We start from the raw sequence: 23,153 nt of genomic DNA, 5'->3' as shown, positions 1-23,153 counted from the left end.
AAGCCCGCCACCTCCCCATTTAAGAAATGGGGAGGAGATGGTTACACCACCTCGTCAGACGCCAGGGCACACGGATGCGCGCCATCGCTCATCTCGATCTGGATGGTGGCGTGGATAATACCGTGGTGGTGTTCCAGTTCCTCGGCCAGTTCATGCAGGAAAGCATCGCCCGGATGGCCGCCCGGCATAATCAGATGGGCGGTCAGCGCCACCTCGGTGGTACTCATCCCCCAGATATGCAGGTCATGGACATCGGTCACGCCCGGCTGTCCGGCCAGGAACGCCTTGACCTTGGCAAAATCAATATGCGGCGGCACGCCCTGCAAGCTGAGGCGCACGGAATCGCGCAACAGGCCCCAGGTGCCCCAGACGATCACCGCCGAGACCACGATGCTGAGCAGCGGATCGAGCCAGGCCCAGCCGGTCAGCAGCAGGACGAGACCGGCGATCACCACGCCCGCCGATACCACGGCATCGGCCGCCAAATGGGCGAAGGCGGCCTTGATATTGAGGTCAGATTGTCCTTGCGCAAACAGCCAGGCGGTAAAGCCATTGACCAGAATACCGGCGCCGGCCACCCACATCACCAGATCACCCTGCACCGCTTCATGCGACGAGAAGCGCTGCACGGCTTCCCACACAATGCCGCCAACTGCCACCATCAGCAGGATGGCATTGAAGAGGGCCGCCATGATCGAGGCGCCGCGATAACCATAGGTGAATCCGGCCACCGGCTTTTTCTTGGCCAGCCACCATGCCGCCCATGACAAGATCAGCGAAATCACATCGCTGAAATTATGGCCGGCATCGGCCAGCAGGGCCAGCGAATTGGCCTTCAGGCCGTAGATGATCTCGGCGAGAATAAAGGCGGCATTGAGCGCCGCTGCCCACAGGAAACGTGTGCCGAAATCCGTGGAAGCATGGGAATGGCCGTGCCCGCCATGCGCGTGGCCGCGGTCATGAGAATGGTCGTGATGATCGTGGGCCATGTGCAAGTCTCGGCTTTAACTAAGCCGCCAGCTTAGAAGTCTTGCGTGCCCAAGACCAGTGGCGCACATAAATAAATATCCAAATCAACAGGTTAAAACATTATAACATCACATTTGACGGACTATTCCGGCTGTGCGATTGCTGCGATCATACAACAGGGACACCGCCATGCTTCACACCACCCGCCGCGCCGCTCTTTTCAGCCTTCTTCTGCTGGCGGCCATGCCGGCCCTGCCGGCTACGGCGAAGGACACGGCCGCAAAGTGGGTTCCCACCTGGTATGCTTCGCCAGAGCCCTCCGGTGTCGAGGCGAAAATCAGTGACAAGACCCTGCGCCAGATTGTGCGGATCAGCGCCGGCGGCACCTCGGTGCGGCTGCGTCTCTCCAATGCCTATGGCACCGCCCCGCTGAAACTGGAGGATATCCGCGTGGCGAAACGCCTCAAGGGCAGCCGCATCGATCCGGCCGCGGATACAGCCGTCACCTTCAATGGCCGCGCCACTGTCACCATCGCGCCCGGCGCCTATGTGCTTAGCGATCCCCTGCCGATGACGGTGGCCGCCGACAGCGACCTGGCGATTAGTCTATATGTACCGGAAGAAACCCCGCTGGTGACGGTTCACGATATCCAGCGTGGCGTGCTTTATGTCGCCGACGGCCGCGTCAGCCGCGCCGCTGAATTGCCCGAAGCAAAATCCGATATCGGTATCGGCAACGCCTTCCCCTGGCTGGCCGAGGTCGAGGTTTCCGGCTCGCCGGCGAAAGCGGCGCTGATCACCTTTGGTGACTCGATCACCGATGGCTACGGCATCACCCCCGACCAGGGCCGCACCTGGCCTGAGCTTTTGAGCCGTCGCCTGCATGAGGCAGGCATCAAGCTCAGCGTCGTCAATGCCGGTTTGAGCGGCAACCGCCTGCTGCATCACGGCCAGTGGGCACGCTTCGGCGAGGGCGGACTGGCGCGCTTCGACCGCGATGTGCTGGCCCAGCCGAATGCCGCTGCCGTCATCGTGCTCATCGGGATCAATGATCTGGGGCACGCACAGGGACCAGGCTCGGAGGGTTATGTTTCGGCGGAAGACCTGATCGACGGCCTGAGCCAGACGGCGGCGCGCGCCCACGAACGCGGCCTGAAAATCTATGCCGCCACCCTGACACCCTTTATCGGCACGGTTTTCGAGGGCTATTATTCCGACGAAAAGGAAGCCCGCCGCCAGACGATCAACACCTGGATCAGGCACCAGACCGTCTTCGATGGCGTGATCGATTTCGACAAGGCGGTGGAAGACCCCGCCGCACCGGGCCACCTGCGCGCCGATTACGATGTCGGTGACCACCTGCACCCCAATGATGCCGGTGCGGCGGCCATGGCGGCGGCGATTCCGCTCGGCTTTTTCAAGAGGTAGACATGACCGCCTGGAAAGACCGCCGCATCCTGGACCTGCTGGGTATCGACCTGCCAATTCTCCAGGCGCCGATGGCGGGCGCGAATGGCGTCGAAATGGTGGTCGCCGTGGCTCAGGCCGGCGGGCTCGGCGCCCTGCCCTGCGCACAGTTATCGCCTGAACAAGTGCGTGAGGCCGTGCGACAAATCCGGGCGGAGACCGCTGCGCCTTTCAATCTGAATTTCTTCTGTCATGCCGCGCCGAGCCCGGACGATCCGGCGGTGAAAGCGCGACTGGCGGCGTGGCGGCGGCATCTGACGACCTATTATGAAGAGGCCGGCCTGCCCGCCGATACACCTGTGCCAATGTCGACCCGCGCACCCTTCGATGATGCCTGGTGCCGCGTGGTCGAAGAGATCAGACCACCCATTGTCAGCTTCCATTTCGGCCTGCCGACGCCGGACCTGCTGGCGCGCGTAAAGGCCAGCGGCGCCAAAATCCTGTCCTCGGCCACGACGGTTGCCGAAGCGCGCTGGCTGGAGGCGCGGGGCGTGGACGCGGTCATCGCCATGGGCGCGGAAGCCGGCGGCCACCGCGCCTCTTTTCTGCAAATGGACATGTCGCGCCAGGTCGGCACCTTCGCCCTGGTGCCGCAGATCGCGGATACCGTATCGGTGCCGGTCATCGCTGCCGGCGGCATATCCGATGGCCGTGGCGTGGCCGCCGCGCTGCTGCTGGGGGCTTCGGCGGTCCAGGTCGGCACGGCCTATCTGCTGACGAAAGAGGCGACCATCAGCGACGCGCACCGGATGGCGCTTATGAGCGCGACTGACGACGGCACCCAGATCACCAATATCTTCACCGGCCGCCCGGCGCGCGGCATCAGCAACCGCGCCATGCGGGAACTGGGCCCACTGTCGGACCTGGCGCCGGATTTTCCCCTGGCCGGCGGGGCACTTGCGCCGTTGAAAGCCAGCGCGACGCTTAATGGCGCCGCGGAATTCAGCAATCTGTGGGCCGGACAATCTGTGGCTCTGACGAAACCCACAGACGCGGCCAGCCTGACCAAGGCACTAGCGGCGGAGGCATTGGCGCGATAACAATAACGGATTACGACAGAAAGAGCCCCCACCACCCCGCTCTTCGAGCGCGGTCCCCCTCCCCGACAGGCGGGGAGGTACAAGAATGGGCTTAGGCGGCCATGCGGTGCCAGACCTCGTTATCGACCTTGCGGGTGTCGAGCTGGCCTATCTTCTGTTGTGCGAACATCAGTTCCATCGCCATCTCGTTCAGCGACTTGAAGCTGGCATCCACGCTTTCCAGTCCGCCGCCGGTTGAGGTGACGAAAAACTGGGCCGCATTGATGCGCGGCATCTTCAGGTGGATCAGGTAGGCCAGCCGGCGGGCACGTTCGGGATTATTGCGGTGCGCCTGAACATCCTCGGCGAACATTTCCTTGCCCAGTTGCGCGATGTAATCGGCGCTGAGCGCGGAAAAGCGATCGGCGTCCAGCGGCTGCATCATGCGCGTAGCGTCGATATCGAGGATGAGGTCATTCAGCAGAAAATACAAAACGCTACCTGTACTTGGTTGTGATCGATGCTCACCCTAACCCAGAGGTTTTGTTATTCCGTTGAAAGACAAGGTAAATCAGCGATTCATCATATCCTCGACCTTCTCGGTCAGGAAATGGCGGCCCTCCGGATCCTCGATTTCAACCACCCATATGTCCGGATCATACCGGGCCTGCCGCGCGATCCAGGCGTCGAGATCGGCCTCGTCCTTCGTCTCGACCGGTCGCATCCACACGCTTTCCTCGCCTTTCTGCGCCTCGCGCAGCACATAGGTCTCGCGCGTCTTCAGGTTCAGCACCTTGACCAGCACGGCGCCGAACGCCTTATCCCCTCGCCGCGCGATATAGGCGAAACTGCCCGCCTGCTCGACCCGGCGCACCAGGGCGCTGACCCAGAGGTCGCTTGATAGTAACATTTGGCTAACCCTGATTGGAAACGCCGTCTAAAGCCTGATGGTCTATAAAGGATGAAAAGACATTCCTGACAGTCCCTGTAAAGCCGTTTTATGAACCTCCGTCCTTATGTCAAAAAGCTTGTGCTTGCGGCCGCTGTCGCGACAACGTGCATAACGGCGCCGCTGGTGGCCCAGACCGCGGATGACTATACCCTGCCGGTGGTCAAGCGATACTTTATGGTGCAGGCCGATGCGCGCTGCCACCTGCTCGATGGTCCGACCAGCCAGGCGCTGAAGGCCGGATATCTGCAGGCCCGTAACGATGCGCTGCGCGCCGGCCTCAGCATGGCCTATCTGGCGCCCTGGCTGGAAAAGGCCAAGGCCGCAGCAGACCAATCCGATTGCACCGCGCCGTCACTGATGGCCGAGGTCAATACCGCCGAGGGTGGCTTCCGCCGCTTCATGGCCGTGCCGCATCTCGAACTGTCTTCCGGCCGCACCGAATGGCGCGCCAACCGCGCCTATGGCGATGATCAGGTGTGGCGGCTGGTGCAATATCAAAACACCGACCAGGCCAACATGGCCTTCGGCCTTTACGGCGGCCTGCATCAGAACAGTTTCAGCCTGATGGCGCATTTCAAGGATGGCCTGCGCCCTTACAGCGCCCGCCTGTTGGTGCGCAATACCGATATCCTGACCTCAGGCATGATCAACCGCGCCCCCTATGGCCTCAGCGACAGCCTGCCCGTCGGCTTTTCCGATTACAGCTCACTGAGCTTCATGGCCAGCGGCATCAGCGAGGTCACTACAGACCTGCGCCCTGCCCTGAGGACCAATATCGCCGGTTTCACCCTGACCGGCACCTATGCCGGCACGCAGGCACCGGAAGCCGCCCAGCGTTTCGACTTCCCCAGCCGTGCCTGGCTGGCGATCGCCAGGCTCGATCCGCGCGAGGATATTGTGGTCGAGTTCTCGACCGATAAAGGCCCGCTCTATGCCCGCTTCGAGGTCGGCGATTTCATCACCGGCCTGAGCTATGTCGCTCTGCCGGCGCCCTACACGCATAATCAGGTCAATACGCGCCTCTGATTTGGGCTTGACTCATCCATAGCTGAATAGCTATACGTCAATTCATAGCTATTGAGGTATGAATTGACACCCTCGCCCGACATCCTGTTCCGCACCCTGGCCGACCCGACGCGGCGCGCGATCTTCGAGCGCCTGTGCCGCGACGGCGAAACAACGGTCGGCGGTCTGACCGAACAGGCCGGCGTTTCCCAGCCCGTTGTTTCCAAACACCTCAGCCTGCTGAAAGAGGCGGGACTGGTGCGTGGCCGCGTCGATGGCCGCCAGACCCATTACAGTGCGCAAATCGGCGCGCTGTCTCCGCTGATGGAATGGACCAGCCAGATGGCCGGCTTCTGGGAAAGCCGCTTCGATGATCTTGAAAACCTGCTGAACAGGATGGACCAATGACCCTCAACCACTGGATACGCCAGAGCCACCGCTGGGTATCGATCGTTTTTGCCCTGCTGGTTGCCGGCAACTTCGTCGCCATGGCCCTGAAGCATCCGATGACCTGGCTGACCTATGCGCCGCTGCCGCCGCTTTTTTATCTGTTGTTCACCGGGCTTTACATGTTCGCCCTGCCTTATATCAGGCCACGCGCAACTTTGGGGAACTGATCATGTCAGACGCGCCACACCTGCTTTCAGGCGGTAATCCGCAGATCGCCAAGGGCTATGGCGACACGCCGGTGCAAGCCTATATCGCCGCCATGCCCGGCTGGAAAAGCACGGTGGGAGCCCGGCTTGATGCCCTGATCGAGCGCACGATCCCCGATGTGCGTAAGGCGGTCAAATGGAATTCGCCCTTTTACGGCACGTCGGAAAAGGGCTGGTTTCTCAGCCTTCACTGCTTCACGAACTATATCAAGATCGCCTTTTTCAATGGCGCGCATCTCGATCCGCTGCCGCCCGGCACTTCAAAACAGAAAGACGTACGCTACCTCGATATCCGCGAAAACGACGCCATGGATGAGGCGCAACTGGCCGGCTGGATCAGGCAGGCCAGTAATCTGCCCGGCCAGAAACTATAAGGAAACGCCCATGAAAAAACCGCTGAAGAGCACCGCCGGCATTCCCGCCACGCAACTGATCGACGAAAACATCGCCGAATATCCGGACTGGCGCGGCGACACCCTGACCACCTTGCGCCGCCTGATAAAAGAGGCCGATCCGGAGGTGGTCGAGGAATGGAAATGGAATATTCCGGTATGGTCGCATGACGGCATCATCTGCACCGGGGAGACCTACAAGGCCGCCGTCAAGACGACCTTCGCCAAGGGGGCATCGCTGGCCGATCCCGCCGGCCTGTTCAATTCCAGCCTGGAAGGCGCCACCCGCCGCGCCATCGATTTCCGCGAAGGCGACGCCATCAACGAGGCAGCCTTCAAGGCTCTGGTTCGCGCCGCCGTAGACCTGAATAGCAGCCAGCCAAAGAAGGGCAAAGCCTGATGACCGCTGTCGAAACCCGTTCCGTCGTCGTCGAGCGCGACTTTCCGCATCCGCCGGAAAAGCTGTGGCGCGCCCTGACCCAGCCGCATCTTATGGAAGACTGGCTGATGAAGAATGATTTCCAGCCGGCGGTCGGCCATAAATTCAACCTGCGCGGCGACTGGGGCGGCGTGCTGGATTGCGAGGTACTCACGCTCGAACCGTGCAGGACCCTTGCCTATCGCTGGGACTTCGCCAATGACAACGCCGCCTATGATTTGCGCAGCGTGGTGACCTTTACCCTGACGCCAACCGAAAACGGCACGCATCTGCGCGTGGAACAGGCCGGCTTCCGTCCGGACCAGAAGCAGGCTTTCGGCGGCGCCCTGCACGGCTGGCAGGGGTTCCTCGGCAAGCTGGAAACCGTTGTGGCGGCGCTCTAGCTCTTCGGCGGGCGGATCACGAAATCGCTGAACCGGCTTAAGGACTCCGGCGTATGGCTGATATCCTCCAGCGGATTATGTATCGCCTGCTGGGCGGCCCCGGCAAAGGCTTCCAGTGATTGCACCACGCCTTGCGGTTCCGCCTGGACCGGCCGGTTGTTGACCGGCATGGGCATGGGCAGTTCCGGCTGTTCGTCCGCCTGCACCACCGGCAAGGACACCGTCACGGTCGTCCCTTCGCCCAGGATGCTGGAAAGCGTCAGGCTGCCCCCCAGTAGATGCGCCATGGCCTTGACGATCGACAGGCCGAGCCCCGTGCCCATCGCCCTCTGTTCCGCCGGGCCGGACTGTTCGTAGGGCTGGCCGATCCGGCTCAGGTCTTCCGCCGAAATGCCTATGCCGGTATCGGTAATGACGATATCGACCACGTCTTCCCGCTGGCTGAGGCTGAGTCGCACATCGCCGCCCTGCGGCGTGAATTTCACCGCGTTCGACAGCAGGTTCAGGCAGATCTGCTTGATGGCGCGCTTGTCGGCGCTGACCAGAAGCGGCATTTCCGGCATCTGGCTGATAATATCAATGGCCTTTTCATGCGCCTGACCGCGGATCAGGCGCAGTGCCGCCGAAACGGGCTCACGTATATCGAAGCTTTCCAAAGCCAGTTCGTATTTCTGCGCTTCGATCTTCGACATATCGAGCACGTCATTGATCATGTCGAGCACATGCTGGCCGGATTCCCAGATCAGTTGCGCATATTCGGCATATTTCGGCGGCAGTTCACCGAACATCTTCAGGCGCATGATATCCGAGAAACCGATGACCGCATTGAGCGGCGTGCGCAGTTCGTGGCTCATGCTGGCGAGGAACTGCGTCTTGCCTTTGTTCAGGTTTTCGGCCTCGATGCGCGCCGCCTCCAGCGAGGCTTCGTGGGCGTGCGACAGCGAGGCGTCGTGCATGACGCCATAGACGCGGCCATCAACGCCGCGACGCAGCGACAGGAGCACGTAATGATCCATGGCAGCGTGGGGCGTAAAGCCGATATCGGCCCGCCCCTCCATGACGGCGGTTTCGATTGCGGCCTTGACCGCCATGCGGTCTGGCACATGCGCCGAAGCCGGCACCCCCAGTTGCAGCAGCGCCTTGAGGTCCAGCCCCGCCGGCGCCTCACCATAGGCCGCGACAACCCGCCCATCGCCATCCAGGCAGATCAGCAGGCCGGGCTGTTCGGTCAGGATTTTCAGCAGGCGGTCGCGGGTCTCCTCGGCCTCGCTGGCGCGTTCGGAGCGCATCCGCAGGGCGGGCAGAACCGCCAGACCCAATCCGGCCACGATAGACACATTGGCGATAACCGACAGCCAGAAACCTTCCTGTTCGTCGGGCAATATGATGCCGTGCCACACGCTGATCATGATCCCGAACAAGGTGATGCCGAAGGCCAGGGAAGCGCCAAGCGTGATCAGGGTGCGCTGATTGAGCACCACCGCCGCCAGCAGAGGCAGGATGCACCATACGGCCAGCGGCCCGGATATGCCCCCGGTGAAGGCCACGGCCAGCAGGGCGCCCACGGCCCATACCCACATCAGGGCCTGGCGCATGAACTGGCTGTCACGGCTGAGCAGGATCACACAGGCCGCGCCGGGTATGGTGATCGCCACCAGCGCCGCGATGACGAGTGGCGAGGCCGGCAGCAGCAGCAGGCCCATCAGCCCGAAGAGCGTATAGCCCGCCCAGCACAGATGCCAGACCACGACGCTTAAGCGCAGGCCGGGCAGGCGCGGACCAAAAGAACGCAGGCCAGCCCCGCCCTCGGCAGTATTCGGGGCCTCATCCTGAAAGTAGGCTTTAAGCGACACGCCTGCGTATTTCCCTAAAGACGAACAAAAACATCCCGGCCTATATAATAAACATCTGAATTTTAGCCAGAAATGTGACATTGCCCACGGATATCCCTCACAGCGGGAGATTCCAGGCGTCTCACATTACAAAACCGGGTCTTTTTAACTATGGCACGGGCCGGGGTAACCGATGTTTAATACCCCCTGCCTAAATTGGGATTTTGTGCCGCGCGTCCTGACCACCGCGCCGCCTTCAGGGTGTTGTATGTCTGTCCCGCAGCCGGCCGAAGCGCCAAACTGGCCCCTGGAAGCCGCCCGCGACGCGGCGGCGGAAGACGCTGCGAAAGAATCTGGCCGGGACTTTGGCAAGCGCGCCTTCCTGCGCATGGTCAGCCACGAACTGCGCACCCCGCTCAACAGCATTATCGGCTTTTCCGACATCCTGAACCAGGAACTCTACGGCCCCTGGGTTCGCCGCAATATGTCGAATATGCCGGCATTATCCGTGACAGCGGCAAGAAACTCCTGAACCTGTTCAATAATGTGCTCGATATCGTGCGCCTCGAAGGCGGCGGCGGACTGGCGCCGATGAACGAGCCGGTTCTGCCGATCATCGAGGAAGCCATCGCCAAGCTTCGCTCTCAGGCCACGGCGGGCAGTGTCACGCTTTACAACCGTATCGTTGATGAGGACCTGCACGCCTGGCTGGACCCGCGCGGGCTGGCCTCTTGCCTCGATCATCTTCTGCGCAACGCCATCGAATTCAGCCCGGCCGGTGAGATCGTCGAAATCAATGCCCGGCAGGCGGACGGCCATGTCATCCTGACCGTCTTCAATCGTGGCGATGCCCCCGACCAGGGCGAGGTCGAGCGGCTGATGAAGCCCTTCGAGCAGGGCGAGAACGCCGAGAACCGGCGCCACGAGGGCGCGGGCCTGGGCTGGGCCGTGGTCCGGCTCAATGCCGAGGCCATGGGCGGCGCCTTCGGCGTCGTGTCGCGCAAGGGCGAGGCACTGAAAGCGATTGTCCGGCTGAAGGCGGTTTAGCCACCTGGCAAGCCCGTCTCGCAAAGAACAATGAGACCATTATGCAACCCGAGGGCCCCTCATCGCGGGGAGAGGGTGGCCACGGCGATTTCAGCGTCCTGAGCTGCGGTCCCGCCCGATACGCCCAAGGCGCCCACCACCCGGCCGTCCACAACAATCGGCACGCCGCCCCCAACCGCGAGGACCTCGTCGGACGACAGAAGGACCATGCGGCCCGTCTGAACCCGCGTTTCGAGTTCTGCGGTCGGAAGCCGAAGCCGAGCGGAAGCTCGCGCCTTTTGCTGGGCGAGTTGCGTCGACGCATAGGGTGCATCTGTCATGCGGGCGAAGGCGACAAGTTCGCCGGATGGTTCGACCACGGCGAACGCCATGGTGAGTCCTTTAGCGGCGCTGGCTGCCATGCCCCGATTGATAATCCCCTGCGCTTCGCTCACGGGAATTGGCGGCCCATACCGGCCGGGCGTCACCGTTTGCGCGCTGGCGCTGGCAGGGGCCGCCACCAAAAAGGCGCAGACCAGGAGGCTTATTCTGAGCAGGGTCATATCGTTGCTCCGTTTTTATGGACGCGTGACGGGCGGCGCTTCGACATCTGAGAAACGCTGTACAGCGTCTGGCAGCCGCGTACCCTGAATATCGATGGCGGCAACCGCCGCATTCAATTCTGCCTGTTCGGCCGGGGTAAGGCGAACGGATGCCGCGCCCGTATTTTCCCGCATATGCGCCATCTGTGTTGTGCCCGGAATGGGTACAATCCACGGCTTTTGCGCCATCAGCCAGGCCAGGGATATCTGCGCCGGTGTCGCCTGCTTTCGTTCGGCCCAGGTTGTCAGCAGGCTGACCAGCTTCAGATTATTCGGCAGGTTTTCCGGCGAGAACCGCCCCTCGACCTTCCGGATATCGCCATCCGCGAAACGCGTATTGGCGTCGATCGCGCCGGTCAGGAAGCCGACGCCCAGCGGACTCCAGGGAACAAACCCTATCCCCAGTTCCTCGCAGAGCGGAATAACCGCCTTTTCAGGGCCACGCCATAACATCGAATATTCGTTTTCGACAGCGGTGACCGGCAATTCGGCATGGGCGCGCCTGAGGGTGTTCAGACCCATTTCGCACAGCCCCCAGTGCAGAACCTTACCCTGCGCCTTGAGGTCACTGACGGCGCCGGCCACGTCCTCAATGGGCACCGCCGGATCAACGCGATGCTGATAGAGGAGATCGATGCGGTCGGTGCGCAGGCGTTTCAGCATGGCGTCAACCGCCACCTTGATATGTTCCGGCCGGCTGTTCAGTCCCGGAAGGCGTTGTCCGGTCTCCAGATCAATATTCCAGCCAAACTTGGTCGCTATCTGGACGCTGTCACGAAACGGCGCGACGCCCTCGCCGAGAATGCGCTCCACTTCGAGCGGCCCATAGGCTTCGGCGGCGTCGTAAAAGGTCACGCCCTTGTCGTAGGCCGCGCGAATGATGCTGATCATTTCCGGCCGGCTCGGGATCGTCGTCTGATAGGTGCGGCTCATATTCTGAACACCGATGCCGATGGCCGAAACATCCAGAGTTCCCAGTTTGCGACGACCGGTTTCCGCGGCTTGTGGCCGGGCGGGCGATTGAGAAGCGGCCCTCACGTTTCCCGAAGCCAGTAAGGCGGGCGCACCGGTCGCGGCACCCGCGAAGAGGACATGGCGGCGGTGAACAAGATTTGAGTCAGTCATGCGTAGCCTCCGTTTATTGCTGTGCGCTCAGATGTCGAGCTTGCGCTCGCTCATCCATTTGACGATTTCGGGATCGCGGTGAGAAAAGAAGCTGCTCGTTTGGGTGTCCAGTGCAGCGATTTGCGCCATGTCGGCGGCATCCAGCTCGAAATCGAAAACGGCCAGGTTTTCGGCCATGCGTTCTTTACGCACGGACTTCGCCAGGGCCACGATGCCCCGCTGAACGAGCCAGCGCAGGACGACCTGCCCGACCGATTTCCCATGTTTCCTGCCTACGCCAACAAGGATTTCATTCTCAAACAGACCATTCCGGCCCTCGGCAAAGGGCGCCCAGGCTTCGGCCTGCACGCCGATCGATTTCATAAAGGCCGCGCTTTCGATCTGCTGCTGAAAGGGATTGACCTCCACCTGATTGACGGCCGGCGCGATCTCATTGAAGGCTTTAATATCCATCAGACGATCCGGCTGGAAATTGCTGACGCCGATGGCGCGCAGCTTGCCCGCCTTGTACGCCTCTTCCATGGCGCGCCACGAGCCATGCACATCGCCAAATGGCTGATGGATCAGATACAGGTCCAGATAATCGAGTTGCAGGCGCTGCAACGACCCGTCGATCGCCGCCCTGGTCTTCTCGAAGCCGGTATCCTGAACCCATAGTTTGCTGGTTACAAACAGGTCACCCCGCGCCATGCCGCTGTTCCGGATGCCATGGCCAACGGCAGCTTCATTGAGGTACGAGGCCGCCGTATCGATCAGACGATAACCGGTCTCAATGGCGTCAATAACACAGCGCTCACACTCTTTTGGATTGGGTATCTGAAAAACGCCGAAGCCCAGGATCGGCATGGAGAGACCATTGTTCAGGGTTACATCTTGCACGTCTGTGTTCCTTCCGCGCCTCAAAGCATATCATCGGCACGGAGTTTAAACCCTTGGGATCAGTTCGATTAGCCGCTATAATCGGGATGCTGTTATAAGGTGTGCTAATGAATTCTGCGCCCAGCTTTGACGATCTGGCGGCATTCGCCCATGTTGCGAAGGCGCGCAGTTTTACACGCGCGGCCGCCAAACTCGGCGTTTCGCAATCCGCCTTGAGTCAGACTATCCGCGCCCTTGAGGAGCGGCTGGGCCTGAGGCTGCTCACCCGGACCACGCGCAGCGTATCACCAACCGAGACCGGTGAGCGCCTGCTGCGGACCCTGGCGCCCCGTTTCGAGGAAATCGAGACCGAACTGACCGCGCTTACGGCCTTGCGGGCGCAACCCGCTGGCACGATACGCATAACGGCCGGTGAGCACGCCGCCATATCCGTTCTTGAACCGGCGCTGAAAGGCTTTCTGCCATCGCACCCGGATATTCATGTCGAGATCATCGTTGACTACGGCCTGACCGATATCGTGGCCGACCGGTTCGATGCCGGTGTCCGGCTGGGCGAACAGGTCGCCAAGGATATGATCGCGGTGCGGATCGGCCCCGACATGCGCATGGCCGTGGTCGGATCACCGGCTTATTTCTCGGATCGTCAGATACCCGTCACCCCTCACGACCTGACCACGCATAACTGCATCAATATGCGCTTTCCGACCTATGGCGGTCTCTTTTCCTGGGAATTCGAAAAGGAAGGGCGCGAACTGAATGTGCGCGTCGACGGCCAACTCGTTTATAATAATCTGTCGCTCAGGATCAATTCCGCACTCAATGGCCTGGGACTGGCCTATGTCCCTGAAGATCAGATACTTTCTCATGTAAAAGGTGGCCGGCTGATCCGCGTGCTGGAAGACTGGTGCGCGCCCTTTGCCGGATATCACCTGTACTACCCAAGCCGACGGCAAACAGCGCCGGCGCTTTCCGTGCTTATTGCCGCCTTGCGCTATAAACGCGTGTGATCCGCGCTTGAACCCCGCGCTGTAAACCGACATATAGACGAAAGTCCATCAAGAGCGCCCTTATGTCCGAATTCCAAACCCGCCTGAATGATCTGCTCGACGAGTTCGAGCTGTTCGATGACTGGGAGGAGCGTTACCGCTACATCATCGATCTCGGCAAGGACCTGGCGCCGCTGAAACCGGAAGAAAAGACCGACGCCTCCAAGGTGCTGGGCTGCGCCTCGCAGGTCTGGCTGGTGATGGATAAAGGCCCGGAAGGTATTTTACGCTTTCGCGGCGAGTCCGACGCTTTTATCGTCAAGGGCCTGATCGCCGTGCTGATCCGCCTGCTCGACGGCCTGCCCTACAGCGAAATCCAGGATTTCTCCATCCGCGATACGCTGGCGAAACTGGGCCTGAACGAAGCGCTGTCCTCCCAGCGCACCAACGGCCTGATGTCGATGGTCGAGCGCCTGAAAAGGGCGACGGCCTGAGCCGTAACCTTTCTCGGCACCTTTCCTTTACGCCACCATTTCCATCAGGTTGGTGCTGAGCAGCTTGACATCGAACGGGTCCGGCGCGCTTTTCAGGCATTTTTCCAGATGCTCCAGCCGAATATCGAAAGCCCGGTCGTCACGCAGATCCTCCACCAGGCGGCAGGCATAACCGGCCGTGGTGCGATCCCGGCCGAAAGCCGCGCCGATACGCGCCAGCGGCCATTCAAAACTGACATAGGCGAGGTACATGGCCACCTGCCGCGCCCGCGCCGCACGGGCCTGGCCACGGGTCGCGCTGCGAATTTGCTCCGCGGGAACGCCCGTCGCCAGCGCCACCAGATCCATGACAAACAGGGCGCGCGCCACGTCGCGCCGCAAGCCATCGCCGCGCCCCTGCGACCGGCTGTCGCGCATAAAATTATCTGCTGTATTTTGTGCCTTTATCATCTGAACTCCCATCGCCTGTGTACCGTGTGTAACCCACGGTAAAATCATAGGCGCGCCCCAAGGGGAGAGGATAACTTTCCTATCCAAAAATGTGAATAGGTATAATTTCCTTTTTAATGCGTGTTAATCGAGTTATTTTTATTTAAAATTATCTTAGGTTGCATGCGCCACCTATCTTCACAAAAACGGGCATAGACGATTTAAACGTCCAGGAATAAAGGGACGAAGCACGGCCCGTCGGCCGTTTCCGGCAGGATCTGTGCCCGCCGAGCAGGCTTACGAAGCGGACCTTATGCCCGACTGCACCAGATCGACCTTGCCGATCAGGGCATCATGGCCCAGGATCATGTCGACATTGACGCCATCGGACGCCAGGGGCAGACGCAACCAGAACAGGCTGAGGCCCTTGGCGCCGCGCCAGGCCATGGAATGGAGGCCGACGTTCGGTTTGCCGGTCTCGACAACGAAGGTGAGGTGTTCGGCCCAGTATTGCGCCTCCGGCTCGGTATAGATGCTGTCAAGCCGCTTGCCGGTAATTTCCTCGCCATAGGCCGCAAAAAGCTCGGTGCCGGCCAGGCGCTGGCGGAAGACTTCGGGATTGTTTTCAGGATTGGGGGACAGCACGTCGATCAGGCTGATGGTCGGCAGGCGGCGCTTGATCGCCACCGGATCGAGGTCTTGCCGCGAGGGCAGCCTGCCGCACCGGCGCAGACTCTTCCAGTAACGAAAGACATCTTCGTGCGAGCGCAGGGCCGCCAACATATCCGAAGCTAAACCAGCCATAAGTAAAAGTTTGTCTGCCCCTTCGCTAAACCCCGTTCCACTGGAAAAACCAAGGATAAGGTCTTCGCATACACACCTACAAAATGGAACAAGACGCGAACACTTGAATCAAGTCTGTATAGAACAGTCCATACCCGCGAATCACCCAAATTCACCTTCTCTTAACTGGTGAATCCTTGGCAAGCAAAAAAGGGTTAACGCAGACTTTATCCAGAACGCGCTAATCCGCTGTTTCATGGGGATTAACATGCCTCAGCCAAGGCATACGTACCTTTTGCGAGGCTGCCCCTGCTTCAAACTCTGGCCAATTGAGTCATATTGGCCACAGGAATATAGTCCCGCCACTATGTATAAAAATGCGATCCGTATGGTGATCCTGAAATAAAAAAGACCCCGGCTTATGCAACCGGGGCCTTTGGAAGTCTGAGTGAGGCGCAAGCCTATGCCTTGCTGGCGCGGCCCTTGCGGGTGACCTGGCGGCCACCCTGGCCCAGGCCCATCTGCTTGGCCAGGTCCGAACGCGCCTTGGCATAGTTCGGGGCGACCATTGGATAATCCTTGGGCAGGTTCCACTTGGCGCGGTAGTCTTCCGGGCTCATACCGTACTTGGTACGCAGGTGGCGCTTCAGCGACTTGAACTTGCGGCCATCTTCGAGACAGACAATAAAATCGGAAGAAATTGACTTCTTGACCGAAACAGCCGGCTCCTTGGGGGCTTCGACCTTGGTTTCTTCGCCGGAAGAAATTGAGTTGAGCGCAGCATAAACGCTTTGGATCAGCGAAGGCAGTTCGCTGGCCGGCACGGAATTATTACCGACAAAGGCAGAAACGATATCCGCCGTCATGTCCAGGGTGTCCGTCTTGCTTTCCATTATATTGTCCTTTGCACTTTGTGGACTTTACCTATGACAGCACACTGCAATATTCAAGCCTTATCGTCAAAAAAAACGCACAGACCACAGATGTGAGTGATGAATTACTTGATATACGCCAATTAAAGACAGTTCAGACCTGTTTAGGCGAATCACTGACTGCGTCTATATCCGGAATGCGCCGCCGCTTAGCTTTTTAAATCTTGGGCAAAGGCCAGCATAGCCGCGCGTTGCGGCACGCTCAGCGAGTCAAGATCGACATCCTCGCCGTTGGAAATCGCCCGCAGCATGACATGGGTCAGGGCCGAGGACAGAGACCAGTTCCAGTAACGCAGCACGGTCTGGGCGCGATCAACCGCCAGGATATCATAAGTGATCAGCACCTCTGCCAGGTGCGGGTGCATAAGCCCCTCCGGCGTGCGCAGGGGCCGGCGCAACGCCTTCCACAAGGCCTTGAGCGCCTTTTTCGACAGGCCGGTCGCCTTACACAGCACGGCCAGCCCTTCTCCGCCGCGGTCGCGCATCAGCTTGGCGCCAGTGGCCGGCTTGATGCCCGACATATACGAGATTTCCTCGGCCATATGGCGCGTCATGCCCTGGCGCGCGGCCTCGGCAATGGCGGCTTCCAGCGAGGTGTACGGGCTTTTCTCCAGCGCCTCACGGTTACGCTGGCGGCGCTCGATGAATTGCAGCGCCTTGCGCGCCAGCGGATCCTGCCATTTCTCGGCGGCCATCATGGCGAAGACATCCGAGGCCATGTCCTGCATGATTTCGCGGTTGACGCCGAACCGGGTCAGGATCAGACGCCGGCAGTCCGCCTCCGCCCACCAGAACAGCACATAGGCCGATGACGGCCGCAGTTCGCTGCGCTTCATGATCAGCGGAATAAGCTGCGGATGGGTCTGGCTCATGGCCACCGTCGCTTCCAGCGCCGGCTGCGACAGACGCGCCCGCTGGTTTTTCAGCAGGGTCTCGATCACCGGCATGTTTTCGGTATCGACCAGGTATTCGCATAGGATACTCGACAGTTCCTTGCGCGTGGCCAGAAGCATATGATGATGGTGATTTCCGAATTTGGCGCAGTAGTACAGATCGGCGTCACTCAGGGATTCTGCAATCCTCGATCAGCGCGCGCGCCACCTCGGCGTCGTCAGTGATCAGCATCCGGGTGAGCGAATTGGGGATTTCGCCCAATATGCTGACGCGTTTGGCGACCCGTATCCGATCATGCAGGGCCGATTCCCGCAGCATCTCGACCAGCAGATCGGCGGTGACGGCGCGTTCAAAGGCATTGATCCGGCTTTCGGGCAGGCAGACGACATCGGCCAGGCGCTTCAAGAGGACATGCCGTGCCTGGTTTTTCGGCGGCGGCGCCTCGGCGATGATATCGTCGAAAATCTGGTCCAGTTCGGAGGCTTGCGCCCCCTCAATGCCTTCGCCCGCCGCGAAATCATCGGTTTCGGCAGGGGAATCGGCACGGGCTAGGGAACTGACCATGCCGGCATCATCGCCTGCATCCGTTAATCTTTTGTATAACCGGGCTCTGATGAGCCTGCCTCACCAGAGCCGGAAGCGTGCGACTGCACGCCGCCGCTGATGCGGCGAGCCTAGCGGCCTTTGAGCGAAAAACTTTTGGCCAAAAATCGATGTCATTTGGCAGGAAAACCCTCTGGCAAATTTATGCCGCTTTCGTCACTTTCCGCGCATTGTTTAGCGCTTTTGGAAAGAACAACCCATGCCCCAATATGAACTGCATATCGGCAACAAGAACTATTCGTCGTGGTCGCTGCGCCCCTGGGTGCTGCTGAAGGCGCTGGATATTCCCTTCATCGAGCACCAGCATTATTTCACGCCCGACAACAGCGCCTTCAAGTCATTCTCTCCCACCGCCCTGGTGCCGGCCCTGATCGACGGCAAGCAGACGATCTGGGACTCCCTGGCGATTGCCGAACACGTCTATGAAGACCATCCCAGCGTCTGGCCCGCCAGCCGAGAAGCGCGCAGCTTCGCCCGCTCCGCCGCCGCGGAAATGCATTCCGGTTTCAGCGCCCTGCGCAGCCTGTGCTCGATGAATGTCGGCGTCCGAGTCAAGATGTTCGACACACCGCCAGCCCTGATCCGCGACCTGGCGCGCATCGATGATATCTGGCGCTATGGCTTCACGAATTTCGGCGGCCCGTATATCGCCGGCAGCACCTTTACGGCGGTGGACGCCTTCTATGCGCCGGTCGTCTTCCGTATCCAGACCTATGGCGTGGGCTTCGATCTCAGCAGGGAGGCGCGCGCGTATGTCGATTTCATGCTGCAACATCCCGCCATGAAAGACTGGTACGAGGCTGGCATAGCCGAAACCGAACGCGACGCCCCGCACGAGGCCGAAATCGCCGCGGTGGGCGAGGTGATCGCCGATTATCGCGCGAAATAACCCTCCAAAATTCGGTTTCGAATTTTGACAAGCGCAAGCGCGTGCCGTCGCTTATGCGGCGTATCTCTTCAAAAAAACTTGATTGGAACGTCCGACAGGACGGCTGATCAAGCCGCCTTTACGTCCGAGAAAAAGGTCTCGATTTCGCTGCGCATGTCCGCTGAAGCGGCCAGCAAGGTGTCGGACATGGTCTTGAGCTGTGCCGATACCGCTTCCGATTTGTCGGCCGTGGCGTGGACGGTCTCTATGCTTTCCGTGACACGCGAGGTGCCGCGGGCTGCCCGGTGGGTATTGTCGGCGATATCGCGCGTCGACATGCCCTGCTGCTCCACCGCACTGGCGATAGATGCCGTGGCATCGCAAATGCTGTTGATCGTCCCCAGAATGGCGGAGATCGATTCAACGGTCACCTCGGTGGAATGGCGGATATCGCTGACGGATGCCTCAATCTCATCGGTCGCTTTCGCTGTCTGTGCCGCCAGCGTCTTGACCTCGGTGGCCACAACGGCAAAGCCCTTGCCCGCTTCGCCCGCCCTTGCAGCTTCAATCGTGGCGTTCAGCGCCAGCAGGTTGGTCTGGCTGGCGATGGCACGGATCAGCTCGATGACGTCGCCGATCTTCTGCGCCGCCAGGGGACAGTTGCGCCACATTCTGCTGGGTGCTGACCGCTTCGCGCGCCGCAACCTGCGCCACTTCGGCGGAATGATGGACCTGGGACTGAATTTCACGCACCGAAGCCGCCAGCTCCTCGGCACCGGAGGCGACCGTCTCGACGCTGTGCGAGGTGGCACGGGCCTCTTCCACTACCGATTGCGCAACATGCGTGGTATCGTGGACAGCTTGGGACAGGATGTCTGCCGTATTCGCCAGATGTTCGGAATCGCTGCGCAGGCCCTGGATGCGTGTCTGCATACGGGCAATAAACGCTTCCGACAGTGTATTCTGGCGGGCGTGTTCCCGCGCTTCCTGTTCGCGGGCGGTAATCTGTTGTTGCGTCAGATTTTGCGCAGCCTCCTCGGCGGCCTGGGCGGCGGCCAGGGCGTCATCGGTGGACTGGAAACGGATTTCGAGATTGCGCACCACCCAGATCAGCACGCCGGTCTGGAGGACAAGCACAACGGCGTGCAGCAAGACTCGTGAAATTTCGCTGCTGGCGCTGGGGAAAACGGCCGCCGGAAGAATGAAATTCAGCGCCAGGTGATGCACCGCCACTACGCCGGCAAAAGCCACCAGCGCCCGCCATTCGCACCAGCCGGCAATCAGCGCCAGGGCGGCAAAGAAATACATGTGCATGTCGATCTGGAACGGATGCCCCTGGAAGGCGAACACCAGAAGGCAGATCAGTCCGGCCAGCGCCATGGAGGTGATGACCCGCGTATTGACGCCGGCCCGATGACGCAGCCAGTAGAAGGTCGCGCCGGCCGCCAGGATGACCGCCCCGCCTGTGGCGACCATGCCGTTGGCGTGATGCAGGCCCAAGGTCGCCGCCGTAATGAGTGCGACATTGAACCAGATAAAGCCGATCAGAAACGTTCCGAAACGGCGGCGCAGATCATACAGCCCCTGCATGTTCAACCCTTTTTGAAACAACCGGCCATGACGCCCGGATTAAAGACGATGAGCGCGCCGGTCTTGTAGAGCCGGGCGGAAAAATTGACGTCGTGAGTTGCCGCCGGACGGGCCAGCAGAATGAACGGCCAGCGACCGCTATCGACCACCAGGCCGTCAGCCCGCGCCACAGCGTTACCTGCCGCCGAGCGACCGGCGAAGGGCGACACAAGGACAGCCACATCGGAATCGGCGCGCGGCATGAAATAGGCGGCCAGGATGACAAGGGTCAAAACGAGGCCGTAAACAAACGGCGCACCGTATCCACCGGCAGAGTGATTTTCCTCAACATGGAACCGGCTCATTTTTATGCGACTCGACCGTTTTTAAAACAGACTGCCGTTATCTCAAGCTCACCTTAATGGCTGGTTACTGACCGCGGCCTGCCCCCGATGGTAGAGCCTGCAAAATGTATTGTACATTTTAAGCTGCCGAAGAGCGTAATTACCGGGCGCTGTTCTTGTTCGATTTGACGATGGCTGCCACCAAAACCTGTGCTGACCCTGCCTCTTTCCGGTGATTGAGTGAGTTTTGTTGTTTCCGGCGTCAATTCCCCTCGCAAGCGCAATATAAAGCGCCTATAGGCAGCGCCATGCCCGTTTCCGCCGAAACCAGAAAACCCCATTTCGCCGAATTTGTCGCCCTGATCGCCTCGCTGATGGCGCTGGGCGCCCTCGGCATCGATTCCATGCTGCCCGCCCTGCCGGTCATCGGCGCCGACCTGCATGTCCACGTCGAGAACCATCTGCAATGGATCGTCTCGATCTATTTCCTCGGCATGGGCCTGGGTCAACTGTGCTTCGGGGTTCTTTCCGACTGGCTGGGCCGCAAACGCGTCCTGATCGCCGGGGTGATAGTCTATGTCATCTTCGGCCTGATCGCCGCCACCAGCCAGAACTTCGCCTTCCTGCTGGTTTTACGACTCTTCCAGGGCTTTGCCGTCGCCACCACGGGCGTGGTGACGCGTTCGATCATCCGCGATCTTTACAGCGGCCCGCAGATGGCCAAGGTCCTGTCGATCAGTTTCGTCGTCTTCCTGCTGGTGCCGATCCTGGCGCCGAGCCTGGGCCAGCTTGTCCTGCTGGTCTGGCCATGGCGCGCCATCTTCCTGATCATGGCCGGCCTGGGCGCCGCTACCGCCCTCTGGGCGTGGATACGCCTGCCGGAAACCCTGAACCCGGACAATCGCCATCGCCCCGATCTGGCGCACCTGAAACGGGTCGGCTTTTTCGTCATCACCGAACCCGGCTCAATTTTTTATTCGGTCGCCATCATGTGCCTGATCGGCGGGCTTTTGGCCTATGTCTCTCTGATGCCCCAGATCTTCGCCGAGGTTTTTCACAAGCCGCACCTGATGGCCGGCATTTTCGCCGCCTGCGCCGGCACCATGGGCGCGGCCTCGGCACTGAATGCCTCGCTGGTGGAACGGCTCGGCACAAAACGCATTTCGCATACCGCCCTGACCGGTTACCTGGTGGTCACCGCCATTCACATGGCCTGGGCATGGAGCGGCCGCGAAACCATCCTCAGCTTCACCCTGTTGCAGGCCCTGACCATGGGCCTGATGTCGCTGTCGACCTCCAATTTCTCGGCCGTAGCCATGGAAAAGGTCGGGCACGTAGCGGGCACCGCCGCCTCGCTGCAGGGCGTGATCACCACGGTGGGCGGGGCTTTCGTCTCCGGTTTCATCGGCGCCGGCTGGACCGGACATATCTACTGGCTGCCTCTGTCCGCCCTGATCTGCGGCGTTCTGGCCTTTATCCTGATCGCCGCCGCAGAAAAAGGCCGACTGTATAAAAACCAGTAATGCCATAAATGACTTGCCTGAAACACCATTCGGGCATATGCCTTGCATGACAAAGCAACTGGTCATGAAAGACTCAAGTGCCGCCCGCCGCCGACAAGACACCGGAAAGCCGCCGCACCCAGATGTACAAGGGCGTCCTGGAACTGGCCCTGATGCGTCTGTTGCAGGATGGCACGCAATACGGCCTGAAAATCCTCGACGGCCTGCATGAGGAAGCCGGACTCGACCTGTCGGAAGGCACGCTCTACCCGCTGCTGCACCGGCTGGAAAAGGCAGGTCTGATCAAATCCGAATGGCGGCATGAGGCCGACGCCAGCCATCCGCGCAAATATTACGGCCTGACGCCGGCTGGGGCGACGGAACTCAAGGCCCAGGGCGACATCTGGCTGGAAATGACCGAACGCCTGAATGCCTTTCTGAAGAGGGGAAACTGAAATGGGTGCGCAGGACGAAACCGACATCAATACCTGGCTGGGCTATCTCGAACAGGTGTTGGCCCCTCTGCCCGCATCAGAACGCGAGGACATCGTTTTCGAGGCACGCGCCCATCTGGAAGAACGTGTGGCCGCGGGCCTCAGCGCCACCTCGGCCCTGGCCGGCTTCGGCAAGGCCGAACACTATGCCCGCGCCTTTCTCGACGATCACGCCCTGACCCAGGCGCTGGACAGCCGCCGCGCCCTGACAATGGCCAAAACCCTTTTTGGCGTGGCCGGGCAAAGCCTGATCGCTACCCTGGGCCTGATTGCCTTCCTCGTATTCGGCGCCACCACGATCGGCGCCATCGCCTGCCTGCTGCTCAAATTCGCCCGGCCGGAACTGATCGATCTCTGGCCCGGTTCCGAGCGTCTGAGAAACGGGCTCTATCCGGTCCTGTTTGCCATAGCGGTGATCGACGCCTGGCTGGCGCGCTTCAGCCTGGTTCTGGCGCTCAAGGGTCTCAAGGGACGTCCTGACCGGGAATAGCGACACCGACCCCATGGAC

28 protein-coding genes and 2 pseudogenes are annotated in these 23,153 nt (G+C 60.6%); 16 read left to right on the top strand and 14 right to left on the bottom strand.

Going from position 1 to position 23,153, the window contains the following annotated elements:
- Positions 1-41 precede the first annotated feature (41 nt).
- On the bottom strand, positions 42-989 hold the full coding sequence (locus NVV72_09740) for a cation diffusion facilitator family transporter (protein MCR6659602.1): 948 nt from the start codon (positions 987-989) through the stop codon (positions 42-44).
- A 169-nt stretch (positions 990-1,158) separates the two neighbouring features.
- Between NVV72_09740 and NVV72_09735 the strand changes: the two genes are divergently transcribed.
- Both NVV72_09735 and NVV72_09730 read left to right on the top strand, forming a co-directional pair.
- Positions 1,159-2,397 carry an SGNH/GDSL hydrolase family protein gene (locus NVV72_09735; protein ID MCR6659601.1) on the top strand — a complete coding sequence of 413 codons (1,239 nt, stop codon included), beginning with the start codon at positions 1,159-1,161 and terminating at the stop codon, positions 2,395-2,397.
- Between the two features lie 2 nt (positions 2,398-2,399).
- Positions 2,400-3,476 carry a nitronate monooxygenase gene (locus NVV72_09730; GenBank protein ID MCR6659600.1) on the top strand — a complete coding sequence of 359 codons (1,077 nt, stop codon included), beginning with the start codon at positions 2,400-2,402 and terminating at the stop codon, positions 3,474-3,476.
- A 91-nt stretch (positions 3,477-3,567) separates the two neighbouring features.
- Here the strand turns inward: NVV72_09730 and NVV72_09725 are convergent, their stop codons facing one another.
- Both NVV72_09725 and NVV72_09720 read right to left on the bottom strand, forming a co-directional pair.
- Entirely contained in the window at positions 3,568-3,948 is a 381-nt protein-coding gene (locus tag NVV72_09725) for a hypothetical protein (protein ID MCR6659599.1), read from the bottom strand.
- Positions 3,949-4,026: 78 nt separating this feature from the next.
- A complete protein-coding gene (locus NVV72_09720) occupies positions 4,027-4,365 on the bottom strand; it encodes a DUF1491 family protein (GenBank protein MCR6659598.1) in 339 nt (112 codons plus the stop codon).
- A gap of 165 nt (positions 4,366-4,530) precedes the next feature.
- Between NVV72_09720 and NVV72_09715 the strand changes: the two genes are divergently transcribed.
- From NVV72_09715 to NVV72_09690, 6 genes are all read left to right on the top strand, one after another.
- Complete coding sequence (locus tag NVV72_09715; protein MCR6659597.1) at positions 4,531-5,433, top strand: hypothetical protein; 903 nt, start codon at positions 4,531-4,533, stop codon at positions 5,431-5,433.
- Between the two features lie 63 nt (positions 5,434-5,496).
- Positions 5,497-5,820 carry a metalloregulator ArsR/SmtB family transcription factor gene (locus tag NVV72_09710; GenBank protein ID MCR6659596.1) on the top strand — a complete coding sequence of 108 codons (324 nt, stop codon included), beginning with the start codon at positions 5,497-5,499 and terminating at the stop codon, positions 5,818-5,820.
- A complete protein-coding gene (locus NVV72_09705) occupies positions 5,817-6,029 on the top strand; it encodes a hypothetical protein (GenBank protein MCR6659595.1) in 213 nt (70 codons plus the stop codon). Before NVV72_09710 ends, NVV72_09705 begins: the two co-directional genes overlap by 4 nt.
- A gap of 2 nt (positions 6,030-6,031) precedes the next feature.
- On the top strand, positions 6,032-6,442 hold the full coding sequence (locus NVV72_09700; protein MCR6659594.1) for a DUF1801 domain-containing protein: 411 nt from the start codon (positions 6,032-6,034) through the stop codon (positions 6,440-6,442).
- A gap of 10 nt (positions 6,443-6,452) precedes the next feature.
- Positions 6,453-6,860: a DUF1801 domain-containing protein gene (locus NVV72_09695; protein MCR6659593.1), complete on the top strand. Its 408-nt coding sequence runs from the start codon at positions 6,453-6,455 to the stop codon at positions 6,858-6,860.
- Positions 6,860-7,282, top strand: a complete 423-nt coding sequence (locus tag NVV72_09690) for an SRPBCC domain-containing protein (protein ID MCR6659592.1) — start codon at positions 6,860-6,862, stop codon at positions 7,280-7,282. The genes NVV72_09695 and NVV72_09690 overlap by 1 nt, the downstream gene beginning before the upstream one ends.
- On the opposite strand, the gene NVV72_09685 is transcribed toward NVV72_09690, so the two are convergent.
- Complete coding sequence (locus NVV72_09685) at positions 7,279-9,135, bottom strand: ATP-binding protein (GenBank protein MCR6659591.1); 1,857 nt, start codon at positions 9,133-9,135, stop codon at positions 7,279-7,281. The genes NVV72_09690 and NVV72_09685 overlap by 4 nt on opposite strands.
- 247 nt (positions 9,136-9,382) lie before the next feature.
- Between NVV72_09685 and NVV72_09680 the strand changes: the two genes are divergently transcribed.
- Complete coding sequence (locus NVV72_09680; GenBank protein MCR6659590.1) at positions 9,383-9,646, top strand: hypothetical protein; 264 nt, start codon at positions 9,383-9,385, stop codon at positions 9,644-9,646.
- A gap of 14 nt (positions 9,647-9,660) precedes the next feature.
- Complete coding sequence (locus NVV72_09675) at positions 9,661-10,161, top strand: HAMP domain-containing histidine kinase (protein MCR6659589.1); 501 nt, start codon at positions 9,661-9,663, stop codon at positions 10,159-10,161.
- Between the two features lie 59 nt (positions 10,162-10,220).
- On the opposite strand, the gene NVV72_09670 is transcribed toward NVV72_09675, so the two are convergent.
- Genes NVV72_09670 through NVV72_09660 form a run of 3 tightly spaced genes read right to left on the bottom strand, consistent with a single transcriptional unit; the run spans position 10,221 to position 12,746 of the window.
- Positions 10,221-10,703, bottom strand: coding sequence for a heme-binding protein (locus tag NVV72_09670; GenBank protein ID MCR6659588.1), 483 nt, complete (start codon positions 10,701-10,703; stop codon positions 10,221-10,223).
- A gap of 15 nt (positions 10,704-10,718) precedes the next feature.
- Positions 10,719-11,867, bottom strand: coding sequence for an aldo/keto reductase (locus NVV72_09665; GenBank protein MCR6659587.1), 1,149 nt, complete (start codon positions 11,865-11,867; stop codon positions 10,719-10,721).
- 27 nt (positions 11,868-11,894) lie between these two features.
- Positions 11,895-12,746 carry an aldo/keto reductase gene (locus tag NVV72_09660; GenBank protein MCR6659586.1) on the bottom strand — a complete coding sequence of 284 codons (852 nt, stop codon included), beginning with the start codon at positions 12,744-12,746 and terminating at the stop codon, positions 11,895-11,897.
- Between the two features lie 107 nt (positions 12,747-12,853).
- Here NVV72_09660 and NVV72_09655 point away from each other — a divergent pair, with 107 nt between their 5' ends.
- Entirely contained in the window at positions 12,854-13,753 is a 900-nt protein-coding gene (locus NVV72_09655) for a LysR family transcriptional regulator (protein ID MCR6659585.1), read from the top strand.
- 62 nt (positions 13,754-13,815) lie between these two features.
- A complete protein-coding gene (locus tag NVV72_09650) occupies positions 13,816-14,226 on the top strand; it encodes a SufE family protein (protein MCR6659584.1) in 411 nt (136 codons plus the stop codon).
- Between the two features lie 27 nt (positions 14,227-14,253).
- Here NVV72_09650 and NVV72_09645 read toward each other — a convergent pair whose 3' ends face one another.
- The 4 genes and pseudogenes from NVV72_09645 to NVV72_09630 form a co-directional block, all read right to left on the bottom strand.
- On the bottom strand, positions 14,254-14,643 hold the full coding sequence (locus tag NVV72_09645) for a chromosomal replication initiator DnaA (GenBank protein MCR6659583.1): 390 nt from the start codon (positions 14,641-14,643) through the stop codon (positions 14,254-14,256).
- 309 nt (positions 14,644-14,952) lie between these two features.
- Entirely contained in the window at positions 14,953-15,459 is a 507-nt protein-coding gene (locus NVV72_09640; protein ID MCR6659582.1) for a PAS domain-containing protein, read from the bottom strand.
- 440 nt (positions 15,460-15,899) lie between these two features.
- On the bottom strand, positions 15,900-16,331 hold the full coding sequence (locus NVV72_09635; GenBank protein ID MCR6659581.1) for a MucR family transcriptional regulator: 432 nt from the start codon (positions 16,329-16,331) through the stop codon (positions 15,900-15,902).
- Between the two features lie 188 nt (positions 16,332-16,519).
- A pseudogene (locus NVV72_09630) lies at positions 16,520-17,828 on the bottom strand (DUF2336 domain-containing protein).
- A gap of 238 nt (positions 17,829-18,066) precedes the next feature.
- Here NVV72_09630 and NVV72_09625 point away from each other — a divergent pair.
- Positions 18,067-18,756 (top strand): glutathione S-transferase family protein, encoded by a 690-nt coding sequence (locus tag NVV72_09625; GenBank protein MCR6659580.1) that lies wholly within the window; start codon positions 18,067-18,069, stop codon positions 18,754-18,756.
- Between the two features lie 107 nt (positions 18,757-18,863).
- Here the strand turns inward: NVV72_09625 and NVV72_09620 are convergent.
- The 3 genes and pseudogenes from NVV72_09620 to NVV72_09610 form a co-directional block, all read right to left on the bottom strand.
- Positions 18,864-19,382: pseudogene (locus NVV72_09620) on the bottom strand (methyl-accepting chemotaxis protein).
- Positions 19,300-20,325, bottom strand: coding sequence for a hypothetical protein (locus tag NVV72_09615; protein MCR6659579.1), 1,026 nt, complete (start codon positions 20,323-20,325; stop codon positions 19,300-19,302). Before NVV72_09615 ends, NVV72_09620 begins: the two are co-directional and overlap by 83 nt.
- A 2-nt stretch (positions 20,326-20,327) precedes the next feature.
- Positions 20,328-20,669, bottom strand: coding sequence for a hypothetical protein (locus tag NVV72_09610; protein ID MCR6659578.1), 342 nt, complete (start codon positions 20,667-20,669; stop codon positions 20,328-20,330).
- A gap of 287 nt (positions 20,670-20,956) precedes the next feature.
- Between NVV72_09610 and NVV72_09605 the strand changes: the two genes are divergently transcribed.
- The 3 genes from NVV72_09605 (at position 20,957) to NVV72_09595 (ending at position 23,134) form a co-directional block, all read left to right on the top strand.
- Positions 20,957-22,171: a multidrug effflux MFS transporter gene (locus tag NVV72_09605; protein MCR6659577.1), complete on the top strand. Its 1,215-nt coding sequence runs from the start codon at positions 20,957-20,959 to the stop codon at positions 22,169-22,171.
- A 77-nt stretch (positions 22,172-22,248) separates the two neighbouring features.
- Positions 22,249-22,605 (top strand): helix-turn-helix transcriptional regulator, encoded by a 357-nt coding sequence (locus NVV72_09600; GenBank protein ID MCR6659576.1) that lies wholly within the window; start codon positions 22,249-22,251, stop codon positions 22,603-22,605.
- A gap of 1 nt (position 22,606) precedes the next feature.
- Positions 22,607-23,134, top strand: coding sequence for a DUF1700 domain-containing protein (locus tag NVV72_09595; GenBank protein ID MCR6659575.1), 528 nt, complete (start codon positions 22,607-22,609; stop codon positions 23,132-23,134).
- Positions 23,135-23,153 lie beyond the last annotated feature (19 nt).

Source organism: Asticcacaulis sp., from assembly GCA_024707255.1.
Classification (GTDB): domain Bacteria; phylum Pseudomonadota; class Alphaproteobacteria; order Caulobacterales; family Caulobacteraceae; genus Asticcacaulis.
Note: the sequence above shows the minus strand (reverse complement) of the source record. Positions and strands in the feature narration are given on the sequence as shown.